Raw genomic sequence first — 25,114 nt, forward strand, 5'->3', positions numbered from 1 at the left:
CAATGGATGTCGATAACCTGATCGAGATGGCGAACCGCATCGGCGAATTCTTCGATTCGATGCCGGACCGCCCCGAAGCCGTCGATAGCGTCGCGGATCACATCCGCCGGTTCTGGGAGCCGCGCATGCGGCTCGCGATTCTCGCCGCGCTCGACAATCCGGAAGCGAGCGCGACGATGGAGCCGATCGTGCGCGAGGCGCTCAGTCTGCATCGAATAGATCTGACGCCGAAAGCTGCGACCGCCTGAAACTCCTCGAAGCCCTGCACCGCAGGGCTTTTTCAATCCTCCCGATACTCGCGTTGCGGCTGCCGCTCGATGTTCGTCTCCTGCGCGCCGAACCACGTTTCGCAGTGACGCAAGAGCGCGTGCACATCCGACGGCGCCCGCCCGCGCGCCGCGATATAGCCATCGGGACGCACGAGATAGAACGCGGGGCGCGTGCGGCCATAGTTGTCGGTGAGCGAGTTCGCGCCGTCGCCTTGCGTATCGGTGATGCGCCACACGCGCACCGCGTTCGGCAGGATCGCTTCGACGGACTGCGCGAGGCCGTCGAGATCGGGATCGCGCATCGCGTGGGCGACGGTGATCGTCGCGGGCGCGAGGGCGATATCGTCCTCGCCCGACGGATTCACCAGCAGAAACAGCGAGAAGCAGCCGGGATCGTGCAGATCGTAAAGACAGCCGACGCCCGGCAAACGCCCGAGCGGCCCGTCGACGACATGCACACGCGCATCGGGCGCGCGCTCGCCCGCGCGCGGACCGCCGTCGAGCAGACGCTCCAGCGTGAGCGGACTCTTGCGATAGTTGATCGACAGCTCGCTGACCGTGCGCCGCATCGCGTCGCGCAACGGACCGATCGCGGCGAGCGCGGGCATCACGTGATCGCGCATCAGCTTCATCGGGCCATGCTCGGCGCCGGCCATCTGCGTGAGCATGCTCGATTGCCGCAGCACGTCGCGCTCGATCGGATGCCGCTCCATGTGATAAGTGTCGAGCAGCCGCTCGGGCGCGTTGCCCGCGAGCATGCGAGCGATCTTCCAGCCGAGATTGAACGCTTCCTGAATGCCGGTGTTCATGCCCTGCGCGCCGGCGGGACTATGCACGTGCGCCGAATCGCCGGCCAGGAACACGCGCTCCACGCGAAGCTTGTCGACCATGCGGCTATTCAGATGAAAGTACGACGACCACGTCATGTTCGACAGCGCGATCTTGTGATGCACGCGCCGCTCGACGAGCGCGCGGCATTCGTCGAGCGTCGGGCCGGCTTTCGCGCCGGCCGCGTTGACCGCGCTTGCGGCAGGCGCGGGCAGATCGGCGATCAGGCGCGCGCGGTCGCCGCCCATCGGAAAGAGCGCGGCCAAGCCTTCGCCCGAAGCGAAGATGTGGAATTCGTCGTCGGGCCAGTCGGAGTCCGCATCGAGATCGGCGAGCAGGTACGTTTGATCGAACGTCTTGCCGTCGAAACCGATGCCGAGCCGATGCCGCACGAAACTGTGCGCGCCGTCCGCGGCGATCAGATACGAAGGCCGCAGCAGCTCGTCGCGCCCGTTCGGATGGCGCAGCGTCGCGTGCAGACCGGCCGAGCCTTGCGACACATCGACCACTTCGACACCGCGCTCGATATCGACGCGACAGCCCGCCAGATGCTCGGCGAGCAGACGTTCGGTCTGCGACTGTTCGAGAAAGAGCAGATACGGATAACGCGTCTGCAGCGGATCGAAATCGAGGCGCGCGAGGCGCTGGCCGTTGGAATAGAGATTCGCGACGCGCGCGCGATGGCCGAGCTCGAGAAACGGCTTGACGACGCGATGCTGTTCGAAGAGTTCGAGCGTGCGCGCCTGAATGCCGATCGCGCGTGAATGCGGCGACGGCTCGCGCGCGCGGTCGACGAGCCTCACCGGAATGTGCGCGCGCGCGAGACTCATCGCGGCGGCGAGGCCCGTCGGACCGGCGCCGACGATGAGAACGGGCGCCACGTCCAGCTTGTCGTTCGGATTCAGCTTTGGCGCGAACATGCAGTCGGTCCTCCCTGAAACGTCACGCGCTCTAGTGTACGCCCGCGAACCGCTCGCTCAGTGGGCGTGGCCGCGCTCGCTGAGCACGCACGCCTGGCATGCCTCGCCGAACTCGACCTGCACGGTCGCGTGATGCATCGAATATTCGCTGCGCAAGGTCGTGACGACGTCCTGCACGAACGCATCGCCGGGATGGCCTTGCGGCATCACGAGATGCACGGTGAGCGCGTTTTCGGTCGTCGAGAGCGCCCAGACGTGCAGGTCGTGGACGTCGCGCACGCCGGGAAGCCCGGTCAGATATCGCTCGATGCGCGACATGTCGACCGAAGGCGGAACGGCGGCCATCGCGAGGCGCATCGCGTCGCGCCCGAGTCCCCAGGTGCCGTAGACGATCACCGACACGACGATCAGGCTCATCAGCGGATCGAGCCAGCTCGCGCCCGTGAACAGGATGATGAGGCCGCTCACCGCGACGGCGGCGGAGATCGCGGCATCGGCGGCCATGTGCAGGAACGCACCGCGCACGTTGAGGTCTTCCTTGCTGCCGTGCGTGAAGAGCCACGCGGAAAAGCCGTTCACGACCATGCCGAGCGTCGCGACGATGAACACGTCGAGGCCCGCGACGGGCGCCGGGTCGAAGAGACGCTCGATCGCTTCGAGGACGATCGCGCCGCACGCGAACAGCAGGAGCGCGGCGTTGGCGAGCGACGCCAGAATCGACGAGCTGCCGAGACCGAACGTATAGCGCGCGTTCGGCCGGCGCTTGCCGAGCCACACGGCGCCCCACGCGAGCAGCAGGCCGAGCACATCGGAGAGATTGTGGCCGGCGTCGGCGAGCAGCGCGGTCGAATGCGCGAGAAAGCCGTAGATGGCCTGCACGATCACGATCAGCAGATTCAGGCCGACCGCGAGCGCGAACGTGCGGCCCTGCCCTTCCTGCGGCGCGTGATGATGGTGATGTCCATGTCCGCCGTGCCCGTGCGCGTGCCCGTGCCCGTGCCCGTGCGCGTGCCCGTGCTCGTGCTCGTCGTGATGCTCGTGTTTGTCGTGCTGATGCGTGCTCATCGGCGTGCTCGTTGTTCGGTGAGTGTCATTCGATGTCCGCGGCATCGGCCTGCGGCTCCGCGATGTGCTCTCGCAACTCGGCGAGCATCGTGCTGATATGGCGATCCGCCGCCACGTAGAAAACCTGCTTGCCCTGGCGTTCGGCCCGCACGATTCGCGCCGCGCGCAAGAGCCGCAGATGATGGCTCACCAGCGACGCGGACAACCCGAGCAACTCCGCGATCGCCCCCACCGCGCGCTTGCGTTCGACGCACGCGAGCACGATGCGCAGGCGCGTCGGGTCGCCGAGCAGACGGAACAGATCGGCGAGCGGCACGACGCGGTCATCGGAAGTGATCGGGACGGCGGCGGAAGAATCGGAAACCGGATCGGAAGCCACGGACATCGTCAACATATGAATAGATGTTCATATGTTAAGTGCCATCGCCGCAACAAGTCAACGTCGCTTTGGCGGGGCGCTGTCCCCGGTGTGGGAAAATGCGAGGTTTGCTTTTCCGGGACAGCAGTTTCCCCGTCATGGACACCGTATTCGCCCGCGGTTTCGCGGCCCATCGCGACGGTCGCCTGACCGACGCGGAGCGCGACTATCAGGCCGCGCTCGCCGCCGAACCCCATCATGTCGACGCCTTGCACTATCTCGGCGTGCTGCGCCATCAACAGGGCCAGCACGCGGAAGCGGCCGAGCTCGTGCGCCGCGCGGTCGACCTGCGCCCGACCGATGCCGGCCTGCAGCTCAATCTCGGCAACGCGCTGAAGGCGCTCGGCCGTCTCGACGACGCGATCGAGCGCTTTCGCAACGCGCTCACGCTCGCGCCGGGCTTTCCGCTCGCGCAATACAACCTCGGCAACGCCTACACGGCGGCCGGCCGTCACGAAGACGCCGCCGACGCGTTCGAAAAGGCGCTGCGCCTGCAGCCGAACGACGCCGCCGCGTGGAACAACTTCGGCAACTCGCTTTCCGCGCTGCAGCGCTTCAAGGACGCCGCGCAGGCGTTCAGGCGCGCGCTCGCGCTGCGTCCCCGTCATGCCGGCGCGCACAACAATCTCGGCATGGCGTTGAACGCGCTCGGCGATACCCTCGGCGCGATCGCGCACTTTCGCGCCGCGCTCGACGCCGAGCCCAACTACGTCGCCGCGCACTTCAATCTCGGCAATCTCCTCGAAACGCACGGCCATCCGGAAGACGCGCTGCCAGCGCTGCAGAAAGCCGTCGCCTTGCATCCGCATTTCGCGCCGGGCTATTTCGGGCTTGGTCACGCGCTCGCGAAGCTGGGCCGTCACGATGACGCCATCGCGCACTTCGAGCGCGCGGTCGGGCTCGATCCGAAATACGGCGTCGCCTGGCTGTGCCTCGGCAACGCGCGGCTTGCGCTCGGCGCGCATCAGGCGGCGCTGCGCGCATTCGACGAAGCGTTGCGCATCGATCCTTCGATGCCCGCCGCGCATCTGAACCGGGCGCTGGCCCTGCTCGCCATCGGCGATTACGCGCGCGGTCTCGCCGGTTACGAGTGGCGTCTGCAGACGCCCGGCAGCGAGCCGCCGCCGCGCCTGCCACGCTGGAACGGCGAACCGATGCCGGGCCGCACGCTGCTCGTGCGCGCCGAGCAGGGCTTTGGCGACACCTTGCAGTTCGCGCGTTTCGTGCCGTTCGCGGCGAAGCTCGCCGGCAAGCTGGTGCTCGAAGTGCAGCCCGCGCTCGTGCCGCTGCTCGCGCCTGCAGCGCATGCCGCGCGCGCGGAACTGAAGAGCAAGTCCGATGGCGTCCCGGTGCACGCCGACGCGTTCTGTCCGCTGTTAAGCCTGCCGCTCGCGCTCGGCATGACCGCGCTCGACGCGATCCCGGCGCGCGCGCCCTATCTCGTCGTGCCCGCCGAATACCGGCGCAAGTGGCGCGGCTCGATCGGTGGCCAGCACAAGCGCAAGATCGGCATCGCCTGGTCCGGACGGATGCAGCCGGGCGAAACGCGCTCGATCCCTGTCGCCGAGCTCGCGCCGCTGTTCGCGCTCGAAGGCATCGACTGGGTCGTGCTGCAGCCGTTCGTCACGGGCCGCGAGCGTGACTTGCTGGGCGCGCATCCGAACGCGGCATCGATTCATCTGCTGGAAAACCGGCTCGAAAACTTCGCCGATACGGGCGCGATCGTCGATCGGCTCGACGCCGTCGTCTCCGTCGATACGTCCGTCGCGCACCTCGCGGGCGCGCTCGGCAAGCCGCTCTGGGTAATGCTGCCGTTCGCCGCCGACTGGCGCTGGGGCATCGGCAGCGCCGAATGCGCGTGGTATCCGGGCGCGCGGCTCGTGCGTCAGCGCGCGCCGGGGCAATGGCGCGAAGTCATCGACGACACCGCGGCGGCGCTGGCGGCGCTTCCCGCATAAAAAATCCCCGCTTCATCGGCGGGGATTTTTTTCGACTGTTCAGCCGGATCACGCCGTCTTGTACTGATTGCGCGCCTCGGGCGACCGATACAGCACGAGCGTCGCGATCAGGCCGCACACCGCGGCAAGTCCCATCCACAGTCCGGGCGCGGCCTTGTTGCCGGTCGCGTGGATCAGATACGTCGAGATCGCGGGCGTGAAACCGCCGATGGTCGTCGCGAGGCTATAGGCCATCGAGAAGCCGGTCGTGCGTACATCGACGGGCATTACTTCGGTCAGCGCCACCACCATCGCGCCGTTGTAGCTGCCGTACAGGAACGAGAGCCACAGTTCGCACATCAGAAGACGCACGAACGACGGCTCCGCGACGAGCCATTGCACGACCGGATACGACGTCAGAATGGTGAGAATCGTAAAGACGAGCAGCACCGGGCGGCGGCCGACGCGATCCGAGACCGCGCCCATCAGCGGCAGCCAGACGAGATTCGAGATGCCGACGCATACGGTCACGACGAGCGCATCGATCGCGGAGAGCTTCAGCACTTCCTTGCCGAAGGTCGGCGTGTACGCGGTGATCATGTAGAACGACACCGTCGTCATGATGACCATGCCCATGCCGGCCAGCACGACGCCCCAGTTCTGCCCGATCGAGCGCGCGATCTCGCCCATGCTCGGACGATGCTTCCGCGCGAGGAACTCGTCTGTTTCACGCAGCGAGCGCCGCACGATGAAGAGAAACGGCACGATCAGGCAGCCGATCAAAAACGGCACGCGCCAGCCCCACGCGGTCATCTGCTCGGGCGGAAGGAGCCGGTTCATGATGACGCCGATCAGGGCGGCGAACACGACGGCGACCTGCTGGCTGCCCGACTGCCACGAACAATAGAAGCCCTTGTTGCCCTTGGTCGCGATTTCGGACAGATACACGGAGACGCCGCCCAGCTCCACGCCGGCCGAGAATCCTTGCAGCAGCCGCCCGCCTAGTACGATGACCGGCGCGAGCGCACCGATGGTCGCGTAGCCCGGCACGAGCGCGACACACGCGGTCCCGACGGCCATCAGCCCGAGCGTGAGGATCAGGCCTTTGCGCCGGCCGTGATGATCGATGTAGGCGCCGAGCACGATGGCGCCGACCGGCCGCATCAGAAAGCCCGCGCCGAAGACGGACAGCGCGAGCATCAGCGAGGCGAATTCGTTGCCGCTCGGAAAATAGGTTTTGGCGATCGCCGAGGCGTAATAGCCGTAGACCATGAAGTCATACATTTCAAGGAAGTTTCCGCTGACGACGCGAAACACCGTCTTGAACTTCGACTCGTTGGCGGGTGCTACGTGGGCTGTGGACATGAATTTCTCGAAAGAGCTGTGGGCGCACTCAGTTTTGGTTTCGGCGTGGCCGCAAGACCGTAGACGGTCGCCGTGCTCGGCCGGCCGCCACGACGGGACGACTTGTGCCATCTTTTGTAAGTGCAACGTCGACAATCTTAACGCCGCGCCGCTCGCGACTGTACACAACTTCGCGCAATATCGCCGAAATAAAGCTTAAAATACGATTACGTATGCCTAACTTTTAACTGACAGCACCTCAAAAGATGAACGCGAATATCAGGCTACGCACGGCGACCGCCGAAGACACCGCCCTCATCGCCTCGATGCACGCGTCGAGTTGGGCGTCGGCGTATCGGGGCATCCTGCCGGACGAGTATCTCGATCGCGATCTGAGCGCGGAGCGCGCCGAACACTGGATCGCACGCATGAAGGATGTCGCGGCCGGCGCGGCGACCGTGTTCATCGCGGAGCACGAGGGCGAGCCGGTCGGCTTCATCTGTCTCGTCGAGCCGGATGCGGCGGGCAGCGTGCTCGTCGACAATCTGCACGCGCTGCCGGGACATCGCGGCCTCGGCACCGGCACCGCGATGCTCGAGGAAGCGGCGCGCTGGGCACGCGCGCGCGGGGCGCGGGAACTGTATCTTTCCGTGCTCGAACAGAACGCCGCGGCGATCCGCTTTTACGAATCGCGCGGCTGGCAACTCGCGGCGCGCGAAGCGGATCACATGGCGGGCGTCGCGCTCTTCTCTCTTCGATACGTGTATCCGCTCGACTGAGCACACGAGGATCGGCTCGGTCAATAAGCATTCCTGTCAAAAATCGACAATAGGAATCTTCTGGTCGTCGGGGACGTGACCGTTTCGTATGATCGCGGGTCGAATTTCGGCGATTCTCGCGTCGAACCCGCGGTGCTGTCTCCATACACCACGATGGTCCGGGTGAGTTGTCGCGTTGCCCACGCCCGGGCGCATGCATGTGGAATCTTCATGTCCGAACCCTTGATCGTAGTGGAAGGCAATCTGCGTCTGCCGGCGCTGCGCGTGCTGAAGGATCCGTCCTTGAAATTCGGTTGCGAGTGGACGCCCGCGTGCGCGCGACCTGTCCAGTCGGCATCCGAAGTCGCGCTGTTCGCCGCGCGCTTCGCCACGGCTTATGTGCCGGCGCTGAGCCTGTCCGACACCAGCTCGCCCTATCGCGCCACGAGCCTGTGGGGCGTGTTCGGCAAAGAGGACATTCCCCGCGCGATGCTGCGCCTCATGCAAGGCTCGAATGCCCCGAGCAACGCCAGCGACTCGCGCACCGATCCCATCCAACTGGCGGTCAACGCTCCGAAGACCGCGCGGACCTATCGCCTGAGCGCGCCGGTCGCGACTGCGATCGCGGCGGCTTGCGGCGTGTTCATCGTATGGCTCGTGCTCGGATATCCGTCGGACTCGAAGCGCGACGCCGCACCGGCCGCGCAGAGCGAGACGCGCACGCAGCAAGCCGAGCCCGCATCGGCTCCGGCGCCGGTCGCGGCGACCGCCGTATCGACGGCCGATCAACCCGCGACGGACGCGCAGCCTTCGGTCGCGGAGCCTCCCGCCTCGCTCCCGGCCGCAACCGCCAATGACTCCGTCGCGCCAGGAATCGTGACTGCTGACAATCCGAAGTCACCTGCGGCATCGACGGCAGGACCGGAAAAGAACGGCGGTCGTGTGCGAGCCGTACTGACGCCGCGAGGGAAGCCGGCCTTTTACCGCATCCCTGCGTCGGACGCGCGCGTCGTAAAGCAGGAATCGGCGCGACCGGCGCGGGCGACGCGGGTCGAAAAAATCGCGAGCCGGTCCGCCAAGCACGGACCCGCGCGGCGCACGCGCTCGACGCCGGCCGCAATCGCGAGCCAGTCGAAGGCGTCGGAATCGACGAATCCGGCCACGCTCTACGCGATGCTTCAGCACTCACCGACACTCGACAGCAACGCGGCCTCGTCCGGTCGCGCATCCGCGAACAGCGCGCGCTGAAGCGCGCAATACGCATCAGAACGATCAACCATTCCCGGCCACGACGCCAACATGAAGCAACTACGTCATCATCTCCGTTACGCGACGCTCGCCCTCGCCTTGTCCCTGTGTGGTTTCCTTGCGCCTTTCGGCAGCACGTTCGCGGCGCCCGCAACGGCGGCGAAATCCGCCGCAAGCGAGCCCGCGCAACCCGCGCCCGTAGACCTCTCCGACTTGACCGCCAACTCGAACGCGCCGCGCGTCGAGGGGAACATCGCCGAGTTGCAGAGTCTCGTGCAGGCGGGAAGCCTCACCGAGTTGCGCGCCACGCGCAACGGCAGTTACGGGGCGCGGCTCTACTTCCTCGCGCAGGAAATGCTGTATTACGTCGCGCTGTCGCAGGACGCGCGCTTGTGGCGCGTCGTAAAGACACAGGACGCGGCCCGCGCGGAAACGATCTACGCGCAGTTCTCACGCAAGAGCTTCGAGCTTGCCGATGGCGAAATCCGCCGCGCGCAATTGCAGGCGCAGAAAGCGCTGCTCGATCGCGTGATCGCGAAATCGGCGGATCGCGCCAACCGTCTCACCGCCGATCTCGAACTCGCGCAGCAGCAGGATTCGCAGGTGTCGCAACGTCAGCAGCAATTGCAGGCCGAATCGGCCGTGCTGCAGACGGACAAGCTCGAAGCCGAACGCAAGCTGCGCACGCTGCAGTTGCAGGTCGAGCAGCTTCAAAAGCAGACGGAAGCCGGACTCGCGCCGGTGAGCGCGTCGCCGTCGCGTTGATCTGCGCGATACGCATCTGAAAACGAAGAAGGCCCGCTCGATCCGAGCGGGCCTTCCTGCTTGGCGACGTCGAAAACGCGTCTCGCGTCAGAAGCGTGTTTCGCGCGCGACGCGCAGAAACGTATCGAGCAGCGGCGTGCAATCGAGCAGTTCCGCGCCGCCCGCGCGATGAAACTCCGGATGCCACTGCACGCCGACGACAAACGGCGCCTTCCGGTAGCGCACCGCCTCGATGATCCCATCGGAGGCCGACACCGCCTCGATGTTCAGATCGCGCCCGATCGTCTTCACCGCCTGATGGTGGATCGAGTTGACGATCGCCTCGCGCTGGTTGGGGAACATGTTGACGAGCGTGGAGCCTTCGGGGAAGCGGATCGAATGCCTATGCTGGTCGTACTGCTCGTTGACGTGGATGCCGGCCGTGGGCACATCGGTGGCGATGTCGCCGTAAAGCGTGCCGCCGAACGCCACGTTGATGAGCTGACAGCCGCGGCACACGCCGAGCACCGGCTTGCCCGACTCGACGAACTCATGCAGCAACTCCAGTTCGTACATATCGCGCACGCGGTCGCCCGGCCATTCGGGACGCGTCGTCGCTTCTTCGTACGACTGCGGCGAGACGTCCGCGCCGCCTTGCAGCAGCAGGCCGTCGAGATGCTTCGCGTAGTCGCGCAGACGGATATTGCTCGTGTGCAGCATGCCCTGATTGCCGACCGTCGGAATCATGAACACGAGCACGTCGCGCGACATCACCCAATGCGCGATGGATTCCTCGAGATATTGCAGCGTCTTGCCGCGCAACCCTTTCGCGCCCGGCTCCGGATGAAAGATCCGCGCCGACACGCCGATGCGCAACGTGCGCTGAGTCATGCGCTGTCCCGCGCGATCGAAAATCTGCCGCGCGCGCGCCGCGATCACGCGGCCAAAGACGGACCACGCCGAATCGGATTGCTTGAGATACGCGGGTTGAGGCTGCGCGGACGTCTGCTCGGTGGCGGGCAGCGGCGGCGGATTGAGCTTGCCGAAGTCCGGCGCCTCGGTGAATTCGGGCGGCAGAACGGTGGCGCGGCCAGTCGGGGAATCGGATGACGCGGATTGCGCGTTCGCGGTGCTGGCGGCTTCCGCATCGGTCGCGGCCTCGAAGTTTTCGGCGAGGCTCGCACGCGGTTTCGCCGATGCGCGCTGCTTCTCGCGCACCGCGGCTTCCTGCGCGGCGGTCGCGCTAGCCGCCGATGCGCGCGCCTCGCGAGCGTCCTGCAGCGCGTCGTCGCGGCGGGCTTGCGCCGTGTCGGCCGGCTCGACGTTCGACGCGCTCGAAGGCGCATCCGTCGATGCCCGTTCGGTCGCGCTCGCCTGCGGACCGGGCGCCGAGGCCGCGGCGGCGGCTTCGGGCGAGGCCGTCGGGTTCGCGCTGCGCGGGGCGGCTTGTGAATCGGCGCCGCTGCGGCGGGCGTCGGTGCTGCTTGCGTCGTTGGACGTTTTGTTATCGCTCATTCCTGATTCAGGCGCTCGAACGCCATAAGGAGAGTGGACAAACCCCGATTATCCGCCTGAGACCTGCACGGGGCAAACCAGCACACATTTGGTCACATTGGCTCACATTATCGCGGGAACCCGGTGCGGGCCGCTGTCGGGGCTATCCCGTGACGAAGACCCTCAATGGTCGCGCGGCTCCTCGAAGGTCTCGCGCAAGGCGATCTGCATCGTCGCGTGGATTTTCACGCACCAGCGCCACAACACCGTCAGCAACAGCGCGACGCACACGAGCACGCCGACCATCAACCCGAACGGCGGCAGGATCCCGCCCGACAGTGCCGCGACGAGCAGGAAGACGCCGAACATCGCGACGATCGGAATGAGCCCGGAAATCGCCGAACGGATCGCGCTCGTGAAGCGCCCCGCTTTCGCGGGCTGCACGCTCACTTCGGCGAGCAGCAGCGCGAGCGATTCGAGCTTGCGATACACCGCGACGAGAAACGGCAGCGCGATCACCAACGCGGCGCCCCACAGCACGACGCGCTGCGCGTTATCGGTGTCGAGCCAGCGCGCGAGATAGCCCGACGCGAACGGCGCCGCATACGACGCGCCGAGAAAAATCGCCGCGACGAGCGCGAGATTCACCGCGATCTGCATGACGATGCGCCGCGTCATCGAGAAAAGCGTCGGGCCGCCGGACGCGGGCGTCAGGCTCGCGAGCCACTGCGAATACAGGCCGAAGGTATGCGCGAGCGGCGCGGGCATCGCGCGGGAAAGGCGCATCGTGAGCGGATCGGCGGCGCGGATCAGATACGGCGTGAAGAGCGTCGTGAGCGCGGACACGGCCACCGCGATCGGATAGAGAAAGCTGCTCGTGACCTTCAGCGACAGGCCGAGCGACGCGATGATGAACGAGAACTCGCCGATCTGCGAGACGCTCATGCCGACGCGCATCGACGTGCGGCCGTCCTTGCCGGCGAGAAACGCGCCGAGCCCGCACGACACGATCTTGCCGAGCACGACGGCAATCGTGATGACGGCGATCGGCCACGCGTAGTCGACGAGCACCGTCGGGTTCAGCAGCAAACCGATGGTGACGAAGAAGATCGCCGAGAACATGTCGCGCACCGGCGCGATCAGATGCTCGATGCGCGCGAGATGCCGCGACTCCGCCATGATCGCGCCGATGAGAAACGCGCCGAGCGCGATCGAATAATCGAGCTTCACGACGAGCAGGCAGAAGCCGAAGCAGAAGCCGAGCACGGTGACGAGCAGCATCTCGTCGCTCTTCGCCTTCGCGACGTAGTTGAGCGCGCGCGGCACCGTGAGAATGCCGACGACCAGCGACACCGTCATGAAAAGCAGCAGCTTGCCGAGCGTGACGACCGCGACGCCAGCGCTTACGGACCCCGTCTGCGCGATGCCGGAGAGCAGCACGAGCATCGCGATCGCGAGTATGTCTTCGACGATCAGAATGCCGAACACGATCTGCGCGAAGTGCTCGCCCTTCATACCGAGTTCGGAAAGCGCCTTCACGATGATGGTTGTCGACGAGATCGCGAGCATCGCGCCGAGAAAGAGCGAGTCCATCGAGCTCCAGCCGAACCATCGCCCGATCTCGTAGCCGACCCAGATCATCAGCACGATTTCCGAAAGCGCGGCGACGAAGGCGGTCGCGCCGACCTTGAAGAGCTTGCGCAAGCTGAATTCGAGCCCGAGCGAAAACATCAGGAAGACGACGCCGAGTTCGCCGAGCGTCTGGATGGTCGCTTCGTCGTGGATCAGATTGAACGGCGGCGTGTACGGCCCGATGATCACGCCCGCCGCGATATAACCCAGCACGACCGGCTGCCGCAGACGGTGAAAGAGCACCGTCACCACGCCCGCGATGGCCATGATCACTGCGAGATCCTGAATGAAGCCGATCGCGTGATGCATCAACTATTTCCTTACAAAATGATAATGGGATAGCCGATGTTACCGCACGGACGCGGATTCCTGCCCTCCGGCAAGCGATCTTTTGGACGCGCATCGCGCTGGTGCAAGCGCAAAGAAAAGGCCCGCGCAAATGGCGGGCCTCGATGAAAACGAAAGAACGACGGCGCTCAGACTGCCGCTTCGTTTTCCTCGCCGGTGCGAATGCGGATCACGCGCTCGACATCGGCGACGAAGATCTTGCCGTCGCCGATCTTGCCCGTGCGCGCGGCGCCGATGATCGCGTCGATGACCTGATCGGTTTGATCGTTCGCGACGACGACTTCGATCTTCACCTTCGGCAGGAAGTCGACGACATACTCTGCACCACGATAAAGCTCGGTATGCCCCTTCTGACGGCCGAAGCCCTTCACTTCCGTGACCGTGAGACCGGTCAGGCCCACTTCGGCCAGCGCTTCGCGAACTTCGTCGAGCTTGAACGGTTTGATGATGGCGGTGATGCGTTTCATGGCGTGCCTCGCGTAAAGATCGATTCAAGGGGTTCGAAAAAAGGTCGTGTCCCGCGCGGGACAGATGTTTTCGATTCTAGCCGCGTTTCATCGAGCAGGCGGTCCGTATATTCGCGAGGACGTCGGATATCACTCCTTCGTCGGCACGCGTTCGAGGTCCGCGAGCCACACCGTCGCCTGGCCGTCGCTCGGCGCGCGCCAGTCGCCGCGCGGCGAAAGCGAGCCGCCCGAGCCGACCTTCGGCGCGTTCGGCACGCATGAGCGCTTGAACTGGCTCGTGCGGAAGAACCGATCCAGGAAGATGCGCAGATTTTTGCGGATCGCGCCGATGTCGTATTGATTCCGCGTAACGGTCGGGCCTTCCGGCCACGCGCCCGCATCGCGATCGCGCCATGCATGCAACGCGAGAAACGCGACCTTCGTTGGTGCAAAGCCGAAGCGCAACGTGTAGTACAGATTGAAGTCCTGCAATTCGTACGGGCCGATGACGCTCTCCGTCTTCTGCTCCACCACGCCGCTCGTCTTGCCGGGGATGAGTTCCGGGCTGATATCGGTGGAGAGGATGTTTTCGAGCACATCGGTTCCGCTTCCGCCGATCTGTCCCGACTCGGCAACCCAGCGCACCAGATGCGTGATCAGCGTCTTCGGCACGCTCGCGTTCACGTTGTAGTGGGACATGTGATCGCCCACTCCGTAGGTGCACCAACCAAGTGCGAGCTCGCTCAGATCGCCCGTGCCGATGACGATCGCATGGTTGAAGTTCGCGAGCCGGAACAGATGGCTCGTGCGTTCGCCCGCCTGCACGTTCTCGTACGTGATGTCGTATTGTTCGGCGCCCGTGCTGTGCGGATGGCCGATGTCGGCGAGCATCTGCACGCAGCTCGGACGAATGTCGATCTCGCTCGCCGTGCAGCCGACGACTTCCATCAGCTCGCGCGCCTGCTTGAGCGTGCGGTCGCTGGTGGCGAAGCCGGGCATCGTATAGGCGAGGATGTTCGAGCGCGGCAGACCGAGGCGGTCCATCGCTTTCGCGCACACGAGCAGTGCATGCGTCGAGTCCAGCCCGCCCGATATGCCGATGACCACCTTCGACATCCCCGACGATTGCAGCCGTTGCAGCAACGCCTGCACCTGAATGTTGTAGACCTCGTTGCATCGTTCGTCGCGGCGCGCGGCATCGGCGGGCACGTACGGAAAGCGCGCGACCCGGCGTTCGAGCGGCAGCTTTTCATCGTCGGGAATCGATAGTGGAAATTCGATCACGTCGAATTGCGCGACTTCGCCGGCGTGGCGATGCGTCGAGCGGCCGAACGTGGTTTGCCGCATGCGTTCGCGCGAGAGGCGTTCCAGATCGATATCGGCGTAAATGAGGTGCGACTTGTCCGAGAAGCGCTCGGACTCCGCCAGCAGCTCGCCGTTTTCGTAGATGAGGCCTTGCCCGTCCCAGGCGAGATCGGTGGACGATTCGCCATTGCCCGCCGATGTGTACAGATACGCCGCGACGCAACGCGCAGACTGCTGCCCGACGAGCTGATGCCGATAAGCCGACTTGCCCACGACGATATTCGACGCCGACAGATTCACGAGCACGGTCGCGCCCGCAAGCGCCGCGAACGACGACGGCGGAATCGGCACCCAAACGTCCTCGCAAATCTCGACGTGAAACCGGAAGAGCGGAAGATCCTCGATCTGAAACAGCAGCGACGCGCCGAACGGCACGTCCTGACCGCATAGCGTGACCGTGTTTTCGGCGGCGGCATCGGCGGGACTGAACTGGCGCGCCTCGTAGAACTCGCCGTAGTTCGGAAGATAGCTCTTCGGCACGACGCCGCGAATGAAGCCGCCAGCGATGACGATCGCGCAGTTGAAGAGCTTGTGCTCGGCGCGCACCGGCGCGCCGACGATCATCGCGATATCGAGTTGCTTCGATGCGTCGAGAATGCTTTGCAGCGCGTCTTCGCACGCGTCGAGCAAGGCGCGCTGATGGAAGAGATCGTCGCACGTATACGCCGACACCCCGAGCTCGGGAAACGCGACGAGCACCGCGCCGTGCGCGGCGGCTTCTTTCGCCAGTTCGATCGTCTGCGCCGCGTTGAACGCGGGATCGGCGACCTTGCAGGACGGAACGCCGACCGCGACGCGCGCGAAATCGTGGCTGTACAGGTTGAAGAAATTTCTGCTCATGGCTGACATGGATGTGCGCGAGTTGCAGCGAAGGGGGTCGAATCGATTATCGCATCTCAGGTTTTCTTCCTGAACGGCGTGTGCGCTTCGAGTTCCTCGATGTGCTGATCCATCGCCTGCGTTTCGGCATCGAGAAATTCGGCGATCGCGTGCGCGAAACGCTGATCCGCGATCCAGTGCGCGGACCATGTCGGCGTCGGCAACAGTCCGCGCGACATCTTGTGCACACCCTGCGCGCCGCCCTCGAAACGCGCGAGCCTATGTTCGATGCAATACGCGATGCCCTGCATGTAGCACGTCTCGAAGTGCAGCCCGGAGACGAACTCCCGCGTGCCCCAATAGCGGCCGTACATCGTGTCGCCGCCGATCATGTTGAGCGCGCACGCGAGGCGCTCGCCGTCCGCTTCGGCGATGACGAGCAGCATGCTGTCGGGCGCATCGGCGTGAATGCGGCCGAAGAACTCGCGCGTCAGATACGGCGCGTTCCAGTGCTCGCGATACGTGTTGTCGTAACAGTCGTAGAAGAAGTCGAGCGCGGCATCGTCGATTTCGCCACCGCGCAGCCACTTGTACGTGACGCCCGCATCCGCCACGCGCCGGCGATCCTGCTTCACTTTCTTGCGCTTGTCGTGGCTCATCGTCGCGAGGAAGGCGTCGAAGCTCGCGTAGCCATCGCCGGGCAGATTCTCCCAGTGGAACTGCACGCCTTCGCGCAGCATGTAGCCCGCGTCGGTGAGCGCCTCGACATCCTGCGCGTGCGGAAACAGCACGTGCAGCGACGACAGTTCGAGTCGCCGCGTCAATTCGATCGCGCCGCGCGCGAGCAGCACGCGATCCTCGTGATGCGCGGCGATGAGGCGCGGGCCCGTGACCGGCGAAAACGGCACCGCCGACAGCGCCTTCGGGTAGTAGCGCAGACCGTGGCGCTCGAAGGCATCGGCCCAGGCGTGATCGAACACGTATTCGCCGCGCGAATGCGACTTGATGTAGAGCGGCATCGCGCCGGCAAATTCGCCGCCGCGCTTCAGTATCAGATGATGCGCGCGCCAGCCGGTGCGCTTGACGGCGCACTCCGTATCCTGCAACGCCGAGAGAAACGCGTGACGCACGAACGGGTTTTCGCCGGCGAGCCGGTTCCAGTCGTCGGCGGCGATGTCGGCGAGCGCATCGACCACATGAATTTCGACCTCGCGATTCAACAGGCTACCTCGCTGTGATTGACCGACGAGCGCGCTCGAACCATCGCAGAGCGCGCCCGAAAGCGGCTATTCTCGCGCAAGTCGCAGCGGCGCGCCGATGCGGACAAAACGCCCCGGCGCGGTGCTTTCGGCGATAATGCGCGGCAAATCTTTCATCGTTCTCCCATGCCCTGGTTTCTGTACCTGATCGAATGCGCCGACGGCAGCCTCTACACGGGCATCGCGACGGACGTCGAGGCGCGCTTCACCGCGCACGCGAGCGGCAAGGGCGCGCGCTACACGCGGGCGCGAAAGCCGGTGCGCGTGCTGGCGTCGTTCGAACTGGCGGGGAAATCGGAGGCGCTGCGCGCGGAATATCGCGTCAAGCAACTGACCGCGCAGCAGAAGCGCGCGTTGATTGCGGGGGAAAGGACGCTGGAGTCGTTGTTGCCTCAGACCGAAGCAAGCGAAGAAGAATAAAAAACGCCGCCGCGTGGGTGACACGCGGCGGCGTTTTGTCGGAGAACGCGCTTACTTCTTGTAGTTCGCGACGCCTTCCGAGATTTCCTTGTGCGCGGCGTCGATGCCGGCCCAGCCTTCGACCTTCACCCACTTGCCCTTTTCGAGCGCCTTGTAGTTCTCGAAGAAGTGCTTGATCTGGTCTTTCAGATACTCGGGCACGTCGTCGATCGACTTGATGTTCGCCGTCATCGGGCAGACCTTGTCGTGCGCCACCGCGACGAGCTTCGCGTCCACGCCCGATTCATCGGTCATCTGCAGCATGCCGACCGCGCGCGCGCGCACGACCGAGCCCGCCAGCAGCGGATACGGCGTGATGACGAGCACGTCGACCGGGTCGCCGTCGCCGGAAAGCGTCTGCGGAATGAAGCCGTAGTTCGCCGGATAGCGCATGCCGGTGCCGACGAAACGGTCGACGACGAGCAGGCCCATGTCCTTGTCCGCTTCGTATTTGACCGGATCGCTCTGCGCGGGAATTTCGATGATGACGTTGAAATCGTGCGGGAGATCTTTGCCGGGAGGTACGTTGTTGAAGCTCATGAGCGCTCTCTGGAGAAGTTGAGATCGGAGATGGAATCGCACGGGCGGACGGTGTCTTGCGGCCCGTCGCGCTTGTCTGCGCGTGATTTCGCCATTATAGCCAATCGACCCCGCACGCCCGACGCACGTTCCCGGTTGGCGCGATAATCGGTTTCCGGCTCCAGAACATCCGATTTCAGGAGACATGCATGGAAGACGCGAAGCATTTCATCGATAACCGCTGGATCGCGGCATCGGGCAACGAGACGATTCCGGTCGTCGATCCGTCCGATGGCCAGGTCTTCGCGCAGATCGCGCGGGGCAGCGCGGCGGACATCGACCGCGCGGTCGCCGCCGCCCGCGCGGCCTTCGACGGCGGCTGGGGCGCGACGAGCGCGGCGGAACGCGGGCGCATCCTCGCGCGCCTGTCGATGCTGATCGGCGCGTGCCACGAGGAGATCGCGCAGGTCGAGGCGCGCGACACCGGCAAGCCACTGAAGCAGGCACGCGCCGACGCCACCGGCATCGCGCGCTATTTCGAGTTTTACGCGGGCGCCGCCGACAAGCTCCACGGCGAAACCCTGCCCTATCAGCACGGCTACACCGTGCTCACGATCCGCGAGCCGCACGGCGTGACCGGGCATATCGTGCCGTGGAACTATCCGCTGCAGATTTTCGGGCGCAGCGTCGGCGCGGCGCTCGCCACGGGCAACGCGTGCGTCGTGAAGCCGGCGGAGGACGCGTGCCTGTCGCTGTTGCGCATCGCGGAACTGGCGGCGGAAGCCGGCCTGCCGGATGGCGCGCTCAATATCGTCACCGGATACGGTCACGAAGCGGGCGCGGCGCTCGCGCGGCATCCGGGCATCGATCACATCTCGTTCACCGGCTCGCCCGCGACGGGCGCGGCAGTCACGAAGATGGCCGCCGACAATCACGTCCCCGTCACGCTGGAACTCGGCGGCAAGTCGCCGCAAATCGTATTCGCCGATGCCGATTTCGACGCCGCCCTTCCCGTGCTCGTCGCCGCGATCGTGCAGAACGCCGGACAGACGTGCTCGGCGGGCAGCCGCGTGCTGATCGAGCGCGCGGCGTACGAACCCTTGCTGGATCGTCTCTCGGAGGCGTTCGCGGCGCTGAAGGTCGGTCCGAGCAAGCTCGATCTCGACTGCGGCCCGCTCATCAGCGCGAAGCAGCAGCAGCGCGTGTGGGATTTTCTGTCCGATGCGCAGCACGACGGCATTCCGATGGCCGCGCACGGCGAAGTCGTCGGCGATGCGCCCGAAGCGGGCTTCTATCAGGCGCCGACGCTGTTGCGCGACGTCCCGCCGACGCATCGTCTCGCGCGCGAGGAAGTGTTCGGCCCGGTGCTCGCCGCGATGCCCTTCGACGACGAAGCCGACGCGCTCCGACTCGCCAACGGCACCGACTACGGGCTCGTCGCCGGCATCTGGACCCGCGACGGCGCGCGTCAGATGCGGCTCGCGCGCCGCGTGCGTTCCGGACAGGTGTTCATCAACAACTACGGCGCGGGCGGCGGCATCGAATTGCCGTTCGGCGGCGTCAAGCATTCGGGACACGGACGCGAGAAAGGCTTCGAGGCGCTGTACGGCTTCACGACGCTCAAGACCATCGCCATCAAACACGGATAAGGAGACACGCATGCGACTGCAAGGCAAAACCGTCATCGTGACGGGCGGCGGCTCGGGATTCGGCGAAGGCATCGCGAAGACGTTCGCGCGTGAGGGCGCGAACGTCGTCGTCAACGATCTGAACGGGCCGGCCGCCGAGCGCGTCGCGAGCGAGATCGCGCTCGCATCGTCGCCGGAGGTGAAGCACGGCCGCGCGATCGCCGTTCAAGGCGATGTGACGCAGCGCGCCGACTGGCAAACGCTCTTCGATGCCGCGATCGGGGACTTCGGCAGCGTGCAGGTCGTCGTCAACAACGCGGGCACGACGCACCGTAACAAGCCCGTTCTCGACGTCACCGAGGCCGAATTCGACCGCGTCTACGCGGTGAACGTGAAGAGCATCTATTGGAGCGTCGAGCAGTTCGTGCCGTACTTTCGCGAACGGGGCGGCGGCGCGTTCATCAATATCGCGTCGACGGCGGGCGTGCGGCCGCGTCCGGGACTCGTCTGGTACAACGGCAGCAAGGCGGCGGTGATCATCGCGAGCAAGGCGCTCGCGGTCGAACTGGGCGCGGACCGCATCCGCGTGAACTGCATCAATCCGGTGATGGGCGAGACCGCCCTGCTCTCCGAGTTCATGGGCATGGAGGACACGCCCGAGAACCGCCGCAAGTTTCTCGCGACGATACCGCTCGGCCGGCTTTCGACGCCTCAGGACATCGCCAACGCGGCGCTTTATCTCGCATCCGACGATGCGGAGTTCATCACCGGCGTCGCGCTCGAAGTGGACGGCGGACGCTGCGTCTGACGCTTGCCCGCGCACGCCGCGCGCCCCGTGCGGCGAGTGCGGGCATCGGTGCTTTCCCTAGCAGAAACGGGCGTTTTGCGGTGCGGCCGACGGGCTAGAATCCTTACGCGCCTGTAATCGCGAGCGGGCCCGTCCGCTCGCCTGGCGCACACAAAAAATATTGGAGACAAGCATCATGGCCAGCACCGCCAAACCCATGCCGCGCCCCGGCGCGGGCACGCCTTCCGCGTTCGAGGAGGCCACTTACCGAAAGGTCGTCTGGCGTCTCGCGCCGCTTCTGCTGATCTGTTATGTGGTGGCGTATCTCGACCGCGTGAACGTCGGCTTCGCCAAGCTGCAGATGGCCGCCGATTTGCAACTGTCGGATGCCGTGTACGGCTTCGGCGCGGGCATTTTCTTCTTCGGCTACTTCATCTTCGAGATTCCGTCGAACATCATCTTGCATCGCGTCGGCGCGCGCGTGTGGATCGCGCGGATCATGATTACGTGGGGCGTCATTTCGGCGCTCACGATGTTCATCACCACGCCGACGATGTTCTACGTCATGCGCTTTCTGCTCGGCGCGGCGGAAGCGGGCTTCTTCCCCGGCATCATTCTTTATCTGACGTACTGGTTTCCGGCGCAGCGGCGCGGGCGCATCACGACGCTGTTCATGACGGCGATCGCGCTTTCGGGTCTGATCGGCGGGCCGATCAGCGGCTGGATCATGGATGCGTTCCACATGAAGAACGGCTGGCACGGCTGGCAATGGCTGCTGCTGCTCGAAGGCATTCCGTCGATCATCGTCGGCATCGTCGTGTTCCTGAAGCTCGACGATCGTATCTCGAAGGCTTCTTGGCTCACGCAGGAAGAACGCGAACTGCTCGAACGCAACATCGCGGCGGATAACGTCCAGAAGGAAGATCTGTCGCTGGGCAAGATCTTGTCGAGCCCGAAAGTGTGGCTGATGAGCATCATCTACTTCTCGTTCGTGATGGGACTGTATGGCGTGAGCTTCTGGCTGCCGACGATCATCAAGTCGATGGGGATCAAGGATGCGCTGCATGTCGGCCTGCTCTCCGCGATTCCTTATGGCGCGGCGGTGATCGGCATGCTGTACGCGGCGCGCAGCGCGGATCGTTCCGGCGAGCGTCGCTGGCATATCGCGATTCCGGCGTTGATCGGTGCGATCGGGCTGGTGCTGTCGGTGGTGTGGTTCAACAACACGACGCTCGCGATGCTCGGCCTCACGCTCGCCACGATGGGCATTCTCACGACGCTGCCGCTGTTCTGGAGTCTGCCGACGGCGTTTCTTGCCGGCACCGGGGCGGCTGCGGGTATTGCGATGATCAACTCGCTTGGGAATCTCGCCGGGTTTTTGAGTCCTTATCTCGTGGGGTGGTTGAAGCAGGTCACTGCTTCTAATTCGAGTGGGATGTATATGCTCGCGGGTTTTCTCGTTCTTGGGGCTGTGCTTGTGCTTAGTGTGCCGGCGCGGTTGGTTAATCGGTAAGGTTGCGTTCCGCTTTCTTTTTCGCGGAAGCCTGTGATCGCGTCGGTCTGTTGGCACTGCCCTTGTGCAGGGCAGTCCCAATAGACCGACGCGTAATCGCGAGCCGGCGAAAAAGAACGAAACCCGCACCGCAACGATGCACATCCCCCGTGCATGCACCAAAACCTCGCCCGCTAACCCCCATCCCCCGAAGTAAAACTTCCCTGCGATTCCCCGCAAACCCCCGCCATTAGGGCAAAAGACCCCAATTGGCATACCCCTTGCAGAACGCTCCGAGCAATCGTCATTGCTCAAACATCCACATCGGCAAGGGGAACACAGAAATGAAACGACGCAGTCTGCTGAAGTTCGGCTCCATGTCGGGCGCGCTCGCCCTTGCGGGCCAACTTCCGATCACGAAAGCCCACGCCGCCGATACCGGTCCGATCAAGGTCGGCATCCTCCATTCGCTGTCGGGCACGATGGCGATCTCCGAGACGTCGCTGAAAGACACGGCACTCATGACCATCGCCGATATCAACAAGAGCGGCGGCGTCATGGGCCGGCAGATTCAGCCCGTCGTCGTCGATCCCGCTTCGAACTGGCCGCTCTTCGCCGAGAAGGCGCGTCAGCTTCTCACGCAGGACAAGTGCGCGGTCGTGTTCGGCTGCTGGACCTCGGTGTCGCGCAAGTCCGTGCTGCCGGTGTTCGAGGAACTCAACGGCCTGCTCTTCTACCCCGTGCAGTACGAAGGCGAAGAGATGTCCCGCAACGTGTTCTATACGGGCGCCGCGCCGAATCAGCAGGCGATTCCCGCCGTCGAATATCTGATGGGACCGGAAGGCGGCAGCGCCAAGCGCTTCTTCCTGCTCGGCACCGACTACGTGTACCCGCGCACGACCAACAAGATCCTGCGCGCGTTCCTTCACTCCAAGGGCGTGAAAGATGCAGACATTCAGGAGGTCTACACACCGTTCGGACATAGCGACTATCAAACCATCGTCGCGAACATCAAGACCTTTGCCCAAGGGGGAAAGACGACTGTCATCTCTACGATCAACGGCGATTCGAACGTACCGTTCTACAAGGAACTCGGCAACCAGGGCCTGAAAGCGACGGACGTGCCTGTCGTCGCGTTCTCGGTCGGCGAAGAGGAACTGCGCGGCATCGACACGAAACCGCTCGTCGGCCATCTTGCCGCATGGAACTACTTCATGTCGGTGAAGAACCCGAACAACTCGAAGTTCGAGAAGGAATTCTTCGCGTACGCAAAGGCGCAGAACCTTCCGGGCGGCGACAAGCGCGTCACCAACGATCCGATGGAAGCGACCTTCGTCGGCATCCACATGTGGAAGCAGGCCGTCGAAAAGGCGAAGAGCGCCGATGTCGACAAGGTCCGCACCGCGATGGTCGGTCAGACCTTCGCCGCGCCTTCCGGCTTCACGCTGACGATGGACGGCAACCATCATCTGCATAAGCCCGTGATGATCGGCGAAATTCGCGGCGACGGTCAGTTCAACGTCGTCTGGAAGACGAAGACCGCCATACGCGCGCAGCCGTGGAGCCCGTATATCGCGGGCAACGAGGGCAAGCCGGATGTCGTCAGCTCGATTCCCGCGTTCCTGCGCCGTCAGCGTGTGCGTGTCGCGTAACGCGTGACGTCGATGCAGCGAGGCCGCGCGTTTCATGCGATGCGCGCGGCCTTTCGAGTTCTAACGGAAAGGCCCACATGACCGGCTCCCTCAAGCGCGCGCTCTTTGCGCTCATCCTCGCGATGACGTCGCTCGCGGCCCACGCGCTCACCAACGACGATCTCGCCCCGCTCGCCGGCGACGACTTCGAAGCCAAGACCGCCGCCATCGACAAGCTCATTGCCAATGCCGATGCGCCTTCCATCGCCGTGCTCGGCGCGCTGTCCGATGGCTCGCTCGTCGCGACCGATAACGGTCACGTCTACATTCAGACCGATGACGGCACGAAGGACGCGATCACCGGCAAGACCGCCGAAGCGCCCGATGCGCAGCCGATCACGCTGAACAATCTGCTGCGCACGAAGGTCGCGGGCGCGTTGTCGGGGCTGCAGCTCGCATCGCCCGATACGGCCAAACGCCGCGACGCCATCGCTGCGTTGCTGAAGAACCCGGACGCATCGATGAAGCCGATGATCGACCGAGCCCGCGCCATCGAAAAGGATTCCGAACTAAAGAAGCGCCTCGACACGCTCTGGGCGATGACCGCGCTGCACGATCCCGACGTGAACAGGCGTCTCGAAGCCGCGCAACTCGTCGCGGCGCGCCATGACCTCGACATGTACGAACTGCTGCGCCCGATCGTCGCGAAGAAGGCCGACGGCACGTTCAACGAACCCGACGAACGCGTACGCAACGCGGCTCAGGAAGGCATCTACGCACTCGATTCGATTCAGCGCCGCAGCGAAATCTTCGGCACGATCTTCGCGGGCCTCTCGCTCGGCAGCGTGCTGCTGCTCGCGGCGCTCGGGCTTGCGATCACATATGGGCTGATCGGCGTCATCAACATGGCGCACGGCGAGTTCCTGATGATCGGCGCCTATGCGACCTATGTCGTGCAGAACCTCGTGCGGCATTACGCGCCCGCCGCGTTCAACTGGTATCCGCTCTTCGCGGTGCCTGCGTCGTTCATCGCCGCGGGGCTCGTCGGCATCGTGCTCGAAAGGCTCGTGCTGAAGCATCTCTACGGACGTCCGCTCGAAACGCTGCTGACGACCTTCGGCATCAGCCTGATCCTGATTCAGGCGACGCGCACGCTCTTCGGCGCGCAGAACGTGCAGGTGACGAATCCCTCGTGGATGAGCGGCGGCGTCACCGTGATGCAGAACCTCATCCTCCCGTACAACCGTCTGACGATCCTCGCGTTCTCGCTCGCCGTCGTCGCGATCGCGTGGGGCGTGCTCACGAAGACGCGCCTCGGCCTCTTCGTGCGCGCGGTGACGCAGAACCGCCGCATGGCCGCGTGCGTCGGCGTCAAGACAGCGCGTGTCGATTCGTACGCGTTCGCGTTCGGTGCGGGCATCGCGGGACTCGGCGGCTGCGCGCTCTCGCAGATCGGCAACGTCGGGCCCGATCTCGGACAGAGCTACATCATCGATTCGTTCATGGCGGTGGTGCTCGGCGGCGTCGGCCAGCTCGCGGGCACGGTGATCGGCGGCTTCGGGCTCGGGCTCGTCAGCAAGGCGGTCGAGCCGTTCTGGGGCGCGGTGCTCGCGAAGATCGCGGTGCTCGTGCTCATCGTGTTGTTCATCCAGAAGCGTCCGCAGGGCATGTTCGCCCTCAAGGGCCGCAGCGCGGAGGCTTGAG

Annotated in this window: 21 protein-coding genes; 11 read left to right on the forward strand and 10 right to left on the reverse strand. The window is 64.8% G+C overall.

Annotated elements, in window-relative coordinates; translation table 11 throughout:
- Positions 1–2 precede the first annotated feature (2 nt).
- On the forward strand, positions 3–248 hold the full coding sequence (locus NCT05_RS12195; protein WP_008342440.1) for a formate dehydrogenase subunit delta: 246 nt from the start codon (positions 3–5) through the stop codon (positions 246–248).
- A 32-nt stretch (positions 249–280) separates the two neighbouring features.
- Here NCT05_RS12195 and NCT05_RS12200 read toward each other — a convergent pair whose 3' ends face one another.
- From NCT05_RS12200 to NCT05_RS12210, 3 genes are read right to left on the reverse strand one after another with little or no spacing between them, the layout of a single operon-like run.
- Positions 281–2,017: an FAD-dependent monooxygenase gene (locus NCT05_RS12200; protein WP_051996560.1), complete on the reverse strand. Its 1,737-nt coding sequence runs from the start codon at positions 2,015–2,017 to the stop codon at positions 281–283.
- A 57-nt stretch (positions 2,018–2,074) separates the two neighbouring features.
- Positions 2,075–3,082: a cation diffusion facilitator family transporter gene (locus NCT05_RS12205; RefSeq protein ID WP_250502334.1), complete on the reverse strand. Its 1,008-nt coding sequence runs from the start codon at positions 3,080–3,082 to the stop codon at positions 2,075–2,077.
- Between the two features lie 25 nt (positions 3,083–3,107).
- Positions 3,108–3,467 (reverse strand): ArsR/SmtB family transcription factor, encoded by a 360-nt coding sequence (locus NCT05_RS12210; protein WP_085955275.1) that lies wholly within the window; start codon positions 3,465–3,467, stop codon positions 3,108–3,110.
- A 131-nt stretch (positions 3,468–3,598) separates the two neighbouring features.
- Here NCT05_RS12210 and NCT05_RS12215 point away from each other — a divergent pair, with 131 nt between their 5' ends.
- Positions 3,599–5,458 (forward strand): tetratricopeptide repeat protein, encoded by a 1,860-nt coding sequence (locus NCT05_RS12215; RefSeq protein ID WP_250502335.1) that lies wholly within the window; start codon positions 3,599–3,601, stop codon positions 5,456–5,458.
- Positions 5,459–5,506: 48 nt separating this feature from the next.
- On the opposite strand, the gene NCT05_RS12220 is transcribed toward NCT05_RS12215, so the two are convergent.
- Positions 5,507–6,802, reverse strand: coding sequence for an MFS transporter (locus NCT05_RS12220; RefSeq protein ID WP_250440051.1), 1,296 nt, complete (start codon positions 6,800–6,802; stop codon positions 5,507–5,509).
- A 245-nt stretch (positions 6,803–7,047) separates the two neighbouring features.
- Here NCT05_RS12220 and NCT05_RS12225 point away from each other — a divergent pair, with 245 nt between their 5' ends.
- From NCT05_RS12225 to NCT05_RS12235, 3 genes are all read left to right on the forward strand, one after another.
- Positions 7,048–7,560 carry a GNAT family N-acetyltransferase gene (locus NCT05_RS12225; protein WP_250502336.1) on the forward strand — a complete coding sequence of 171 codons (513 nt, stop codon included), beginning with the start codon at positions 7,048–7,050 and terminating at the stop codon, positions 7,558–7,560.
- Between the two features lie 210 nt (positions 7,561–7,770).
- Positions 7,771–8,787 carry a hypothetical protein gene (locus NCT05_RS12230; RefSeq protein WP_250502337.1) on the forward strand — a complete coding sequence of 339 codons (1,017 nt, stop codon included), beginning with the start codon at positions 7,771–7,773 and terminating at the stop codon, positions 8,785–8,787.
- Positions 8,788–8,838: 51 nt separating this feature from the next.
- The gene (locus tag NCT05_RS12235; protein WP_034472732.1) at positions 8,839–9,552 is read left to right on the forward strand and encodes a DUF2968 domain-containing protein; all 714 of its coding nucleotides are present in this window, start codon (positions 8,839–8,841) and stop codon (positions 9,550–9,552) included.
- 87 nt (positions 9,553–9,639) lie between these two features.
- On the opposite strand, the gene NCT05_RS12240 is transcribed toward NCT05_RS12235, so the two are convergent.
- The 5 genes from NCT05_RS12240 to NCT05_RS12260 form a co-directional block, all read right to left on the reverse strand.
- Positions 9,640–11,046 carry a gamma-glutamyl-gamma-aminobutyrate hydrolase family protein gene (locus tag NCT05_RS12240; RefSeq protein WP_008342450.1) on the reverse strand — a complete coding sequence of 469 codons (1,407 nt, stop codon included), beginning with the start codon at positions 11,044–11,046 and terminating at the stop codon, positions 9,640–9,642.
- A gap of 162 nt (positions 11,047–11,208) precedes the next feature.
- Positions 11,209–12,966 (reverse strand): cation:proton antiporter, encoded by a 1,758-nt coding sequence (locus tag NCT05_RS12245; protein ID WP_034472734.1) that lies wholly within the window; start codon positions 12,964–12,966, stop codon positions 11,209–11,211.
- A 167-nt stretch (positions 12,967–13,133) separates the two neighbouring features.
- A complete protein-coding gene (gene glnK, locus NCT05_RS12250) occupies positions 13,134–13,472 on the reverse strand; it encodes a P-II family nitrogen regulator (protein ID WP_008342452.1) in 339 nt (112 codons plus the stop codon).
- Between the two features lie 129 nt (positions 13,473–13,601).
- On the reverse strand, positions 13,602–15,656 hold the full coding sequence (locus NCT05_RS12255; protein ID WP_034472737.1) for an NAD(+) synthase: 2,055 nt from the start codon (positions 15,654–15,656) through the stop codon (positions 13,602–13,604).
- Positions 15,657–15,712: 56 nt separating this feature from the next.
- The gene (locus tag NCT05_RS12260; protein WP_250435010.1) at positions 15,713–16,855 is read right to left on the reverse strand and encodes a GNAT family N-acetyltransferase; all 1,143 of its coding nucleotides are present in this window, start codon (positions 16,853–16,855) and stop codon (positions 15,713–15,715) included.
- A 165-nt stretch (positions 16,856–17,020) separates the two neighbouring features.
- Here NCT05_RS12260 and NCT05_RS12265 point away from each other — a divergent pair, with 165 nt between their 5' ends.
- Positions 17,021–17,314: a GIY-YIG nuclease family protein gene (locus tag NCT05_RS12265; protein WP_008342455.1), complete on the forward strand. Its 294-nt coding sequence runs from the start codon at positions 17,021–17,023 to the stop codon at positions 17,312–17,314.
- Between the two features lie 51 nt (positions 17,315–17,365).
- On the opposite strand, the gene ppa is transcribed toward NCT05_RS12265, so the two are convergent.
- Positions 17,366–17,893, reverse strand: coding sequence for an inorganic diphosphatase (gene ppa / locus NCT05_RS12270; RefSeq protein ID WP_008342456.1), 528 nt, complete (start codon positions 17,891–17,893; stop codon positions 17,366–17,368).
- Positions 17,894–18,081: 188 nt separating this feature from the next.
- Between ppa and NCT05_RS12275 the strand changes: the two genes are divergently transcribed.
- From NCT05_RS12275 to urtB, 5 genes are all read left to right on the forward strand, one after another.
- On the forward strand, positions 18,082–19,521 hold the full coding sequence (locus NCT05_RS12275) for an aldehyde dehydrogenase family protein (protein WP_250502338.1): 1,440 nt from the start codon (positions 18,082–18,084) through the stop codon (positions 19,519–19,521).
- A 10-nt stretch (positions 19,522–19,531) separates the two neighbouring features.
- Entirely contained in the window at positions 19,532–20,308 is a 777-nt protein-coding gene (locus NCT05_RS12280; protein ID WP_034472743.1) for an SDR family oxidoreductase, read from the forward strand.
- Positions 20,309–20,483: 175 nt separating this feature from the next.
- Positions 20,484–21,800 carry an MFS transporter gene (locus NCT05_RS12285; RefSeq protein WP_008342460.1) on the forward strand — a complete coding sequence of 439 codons (1,317 nt, stop codon included), beginning with the start codon at positions 20,484–20,486 and terminating at the stop codon, positions 21,798–21,800.
- Between the two features lie 323 nt (positions 21,801–22,123).
- On the forward strand, positions 22,124–23,431 hold the full coding sequence (gene urtA / locus NCT05_RS12290) for an urea ABC transporter substrate-binding protein (RefSeq protein WP_008342462.1): 1,308 nt from the start codon (positions 22,124–22,126) through the stop codon (positions 23,429–23,431).
- 77 nt (positions 23,432–23,508) lie between these two features.
- Positions 23,509–25,113 (forward strand): urea ABC transporter permease subunit UrtB, encoded by a 1,605-nt coding sequence (urtB, locus tag NCT05_RS12295; protein ID WP_250502339.1) that lies wholly within the window; start codon positions 23,509–23,511, stop codon positions 25,111–25,113.
- The last annotated feature ends 1 nt before the right edge of the window (position 25,114 follow it).

This window comes from Caballeronia sp. AZ7_KS35 (genome assembly GCF_023631045.1).
Taxonomy (GTDB): domain Bacteria; phylum Pseudomonadota; class Gammaproteobacteria; order Burkholderiales; family Burkholderiaceae; genus Caballeronia; species Caballeronia zhejiangensis.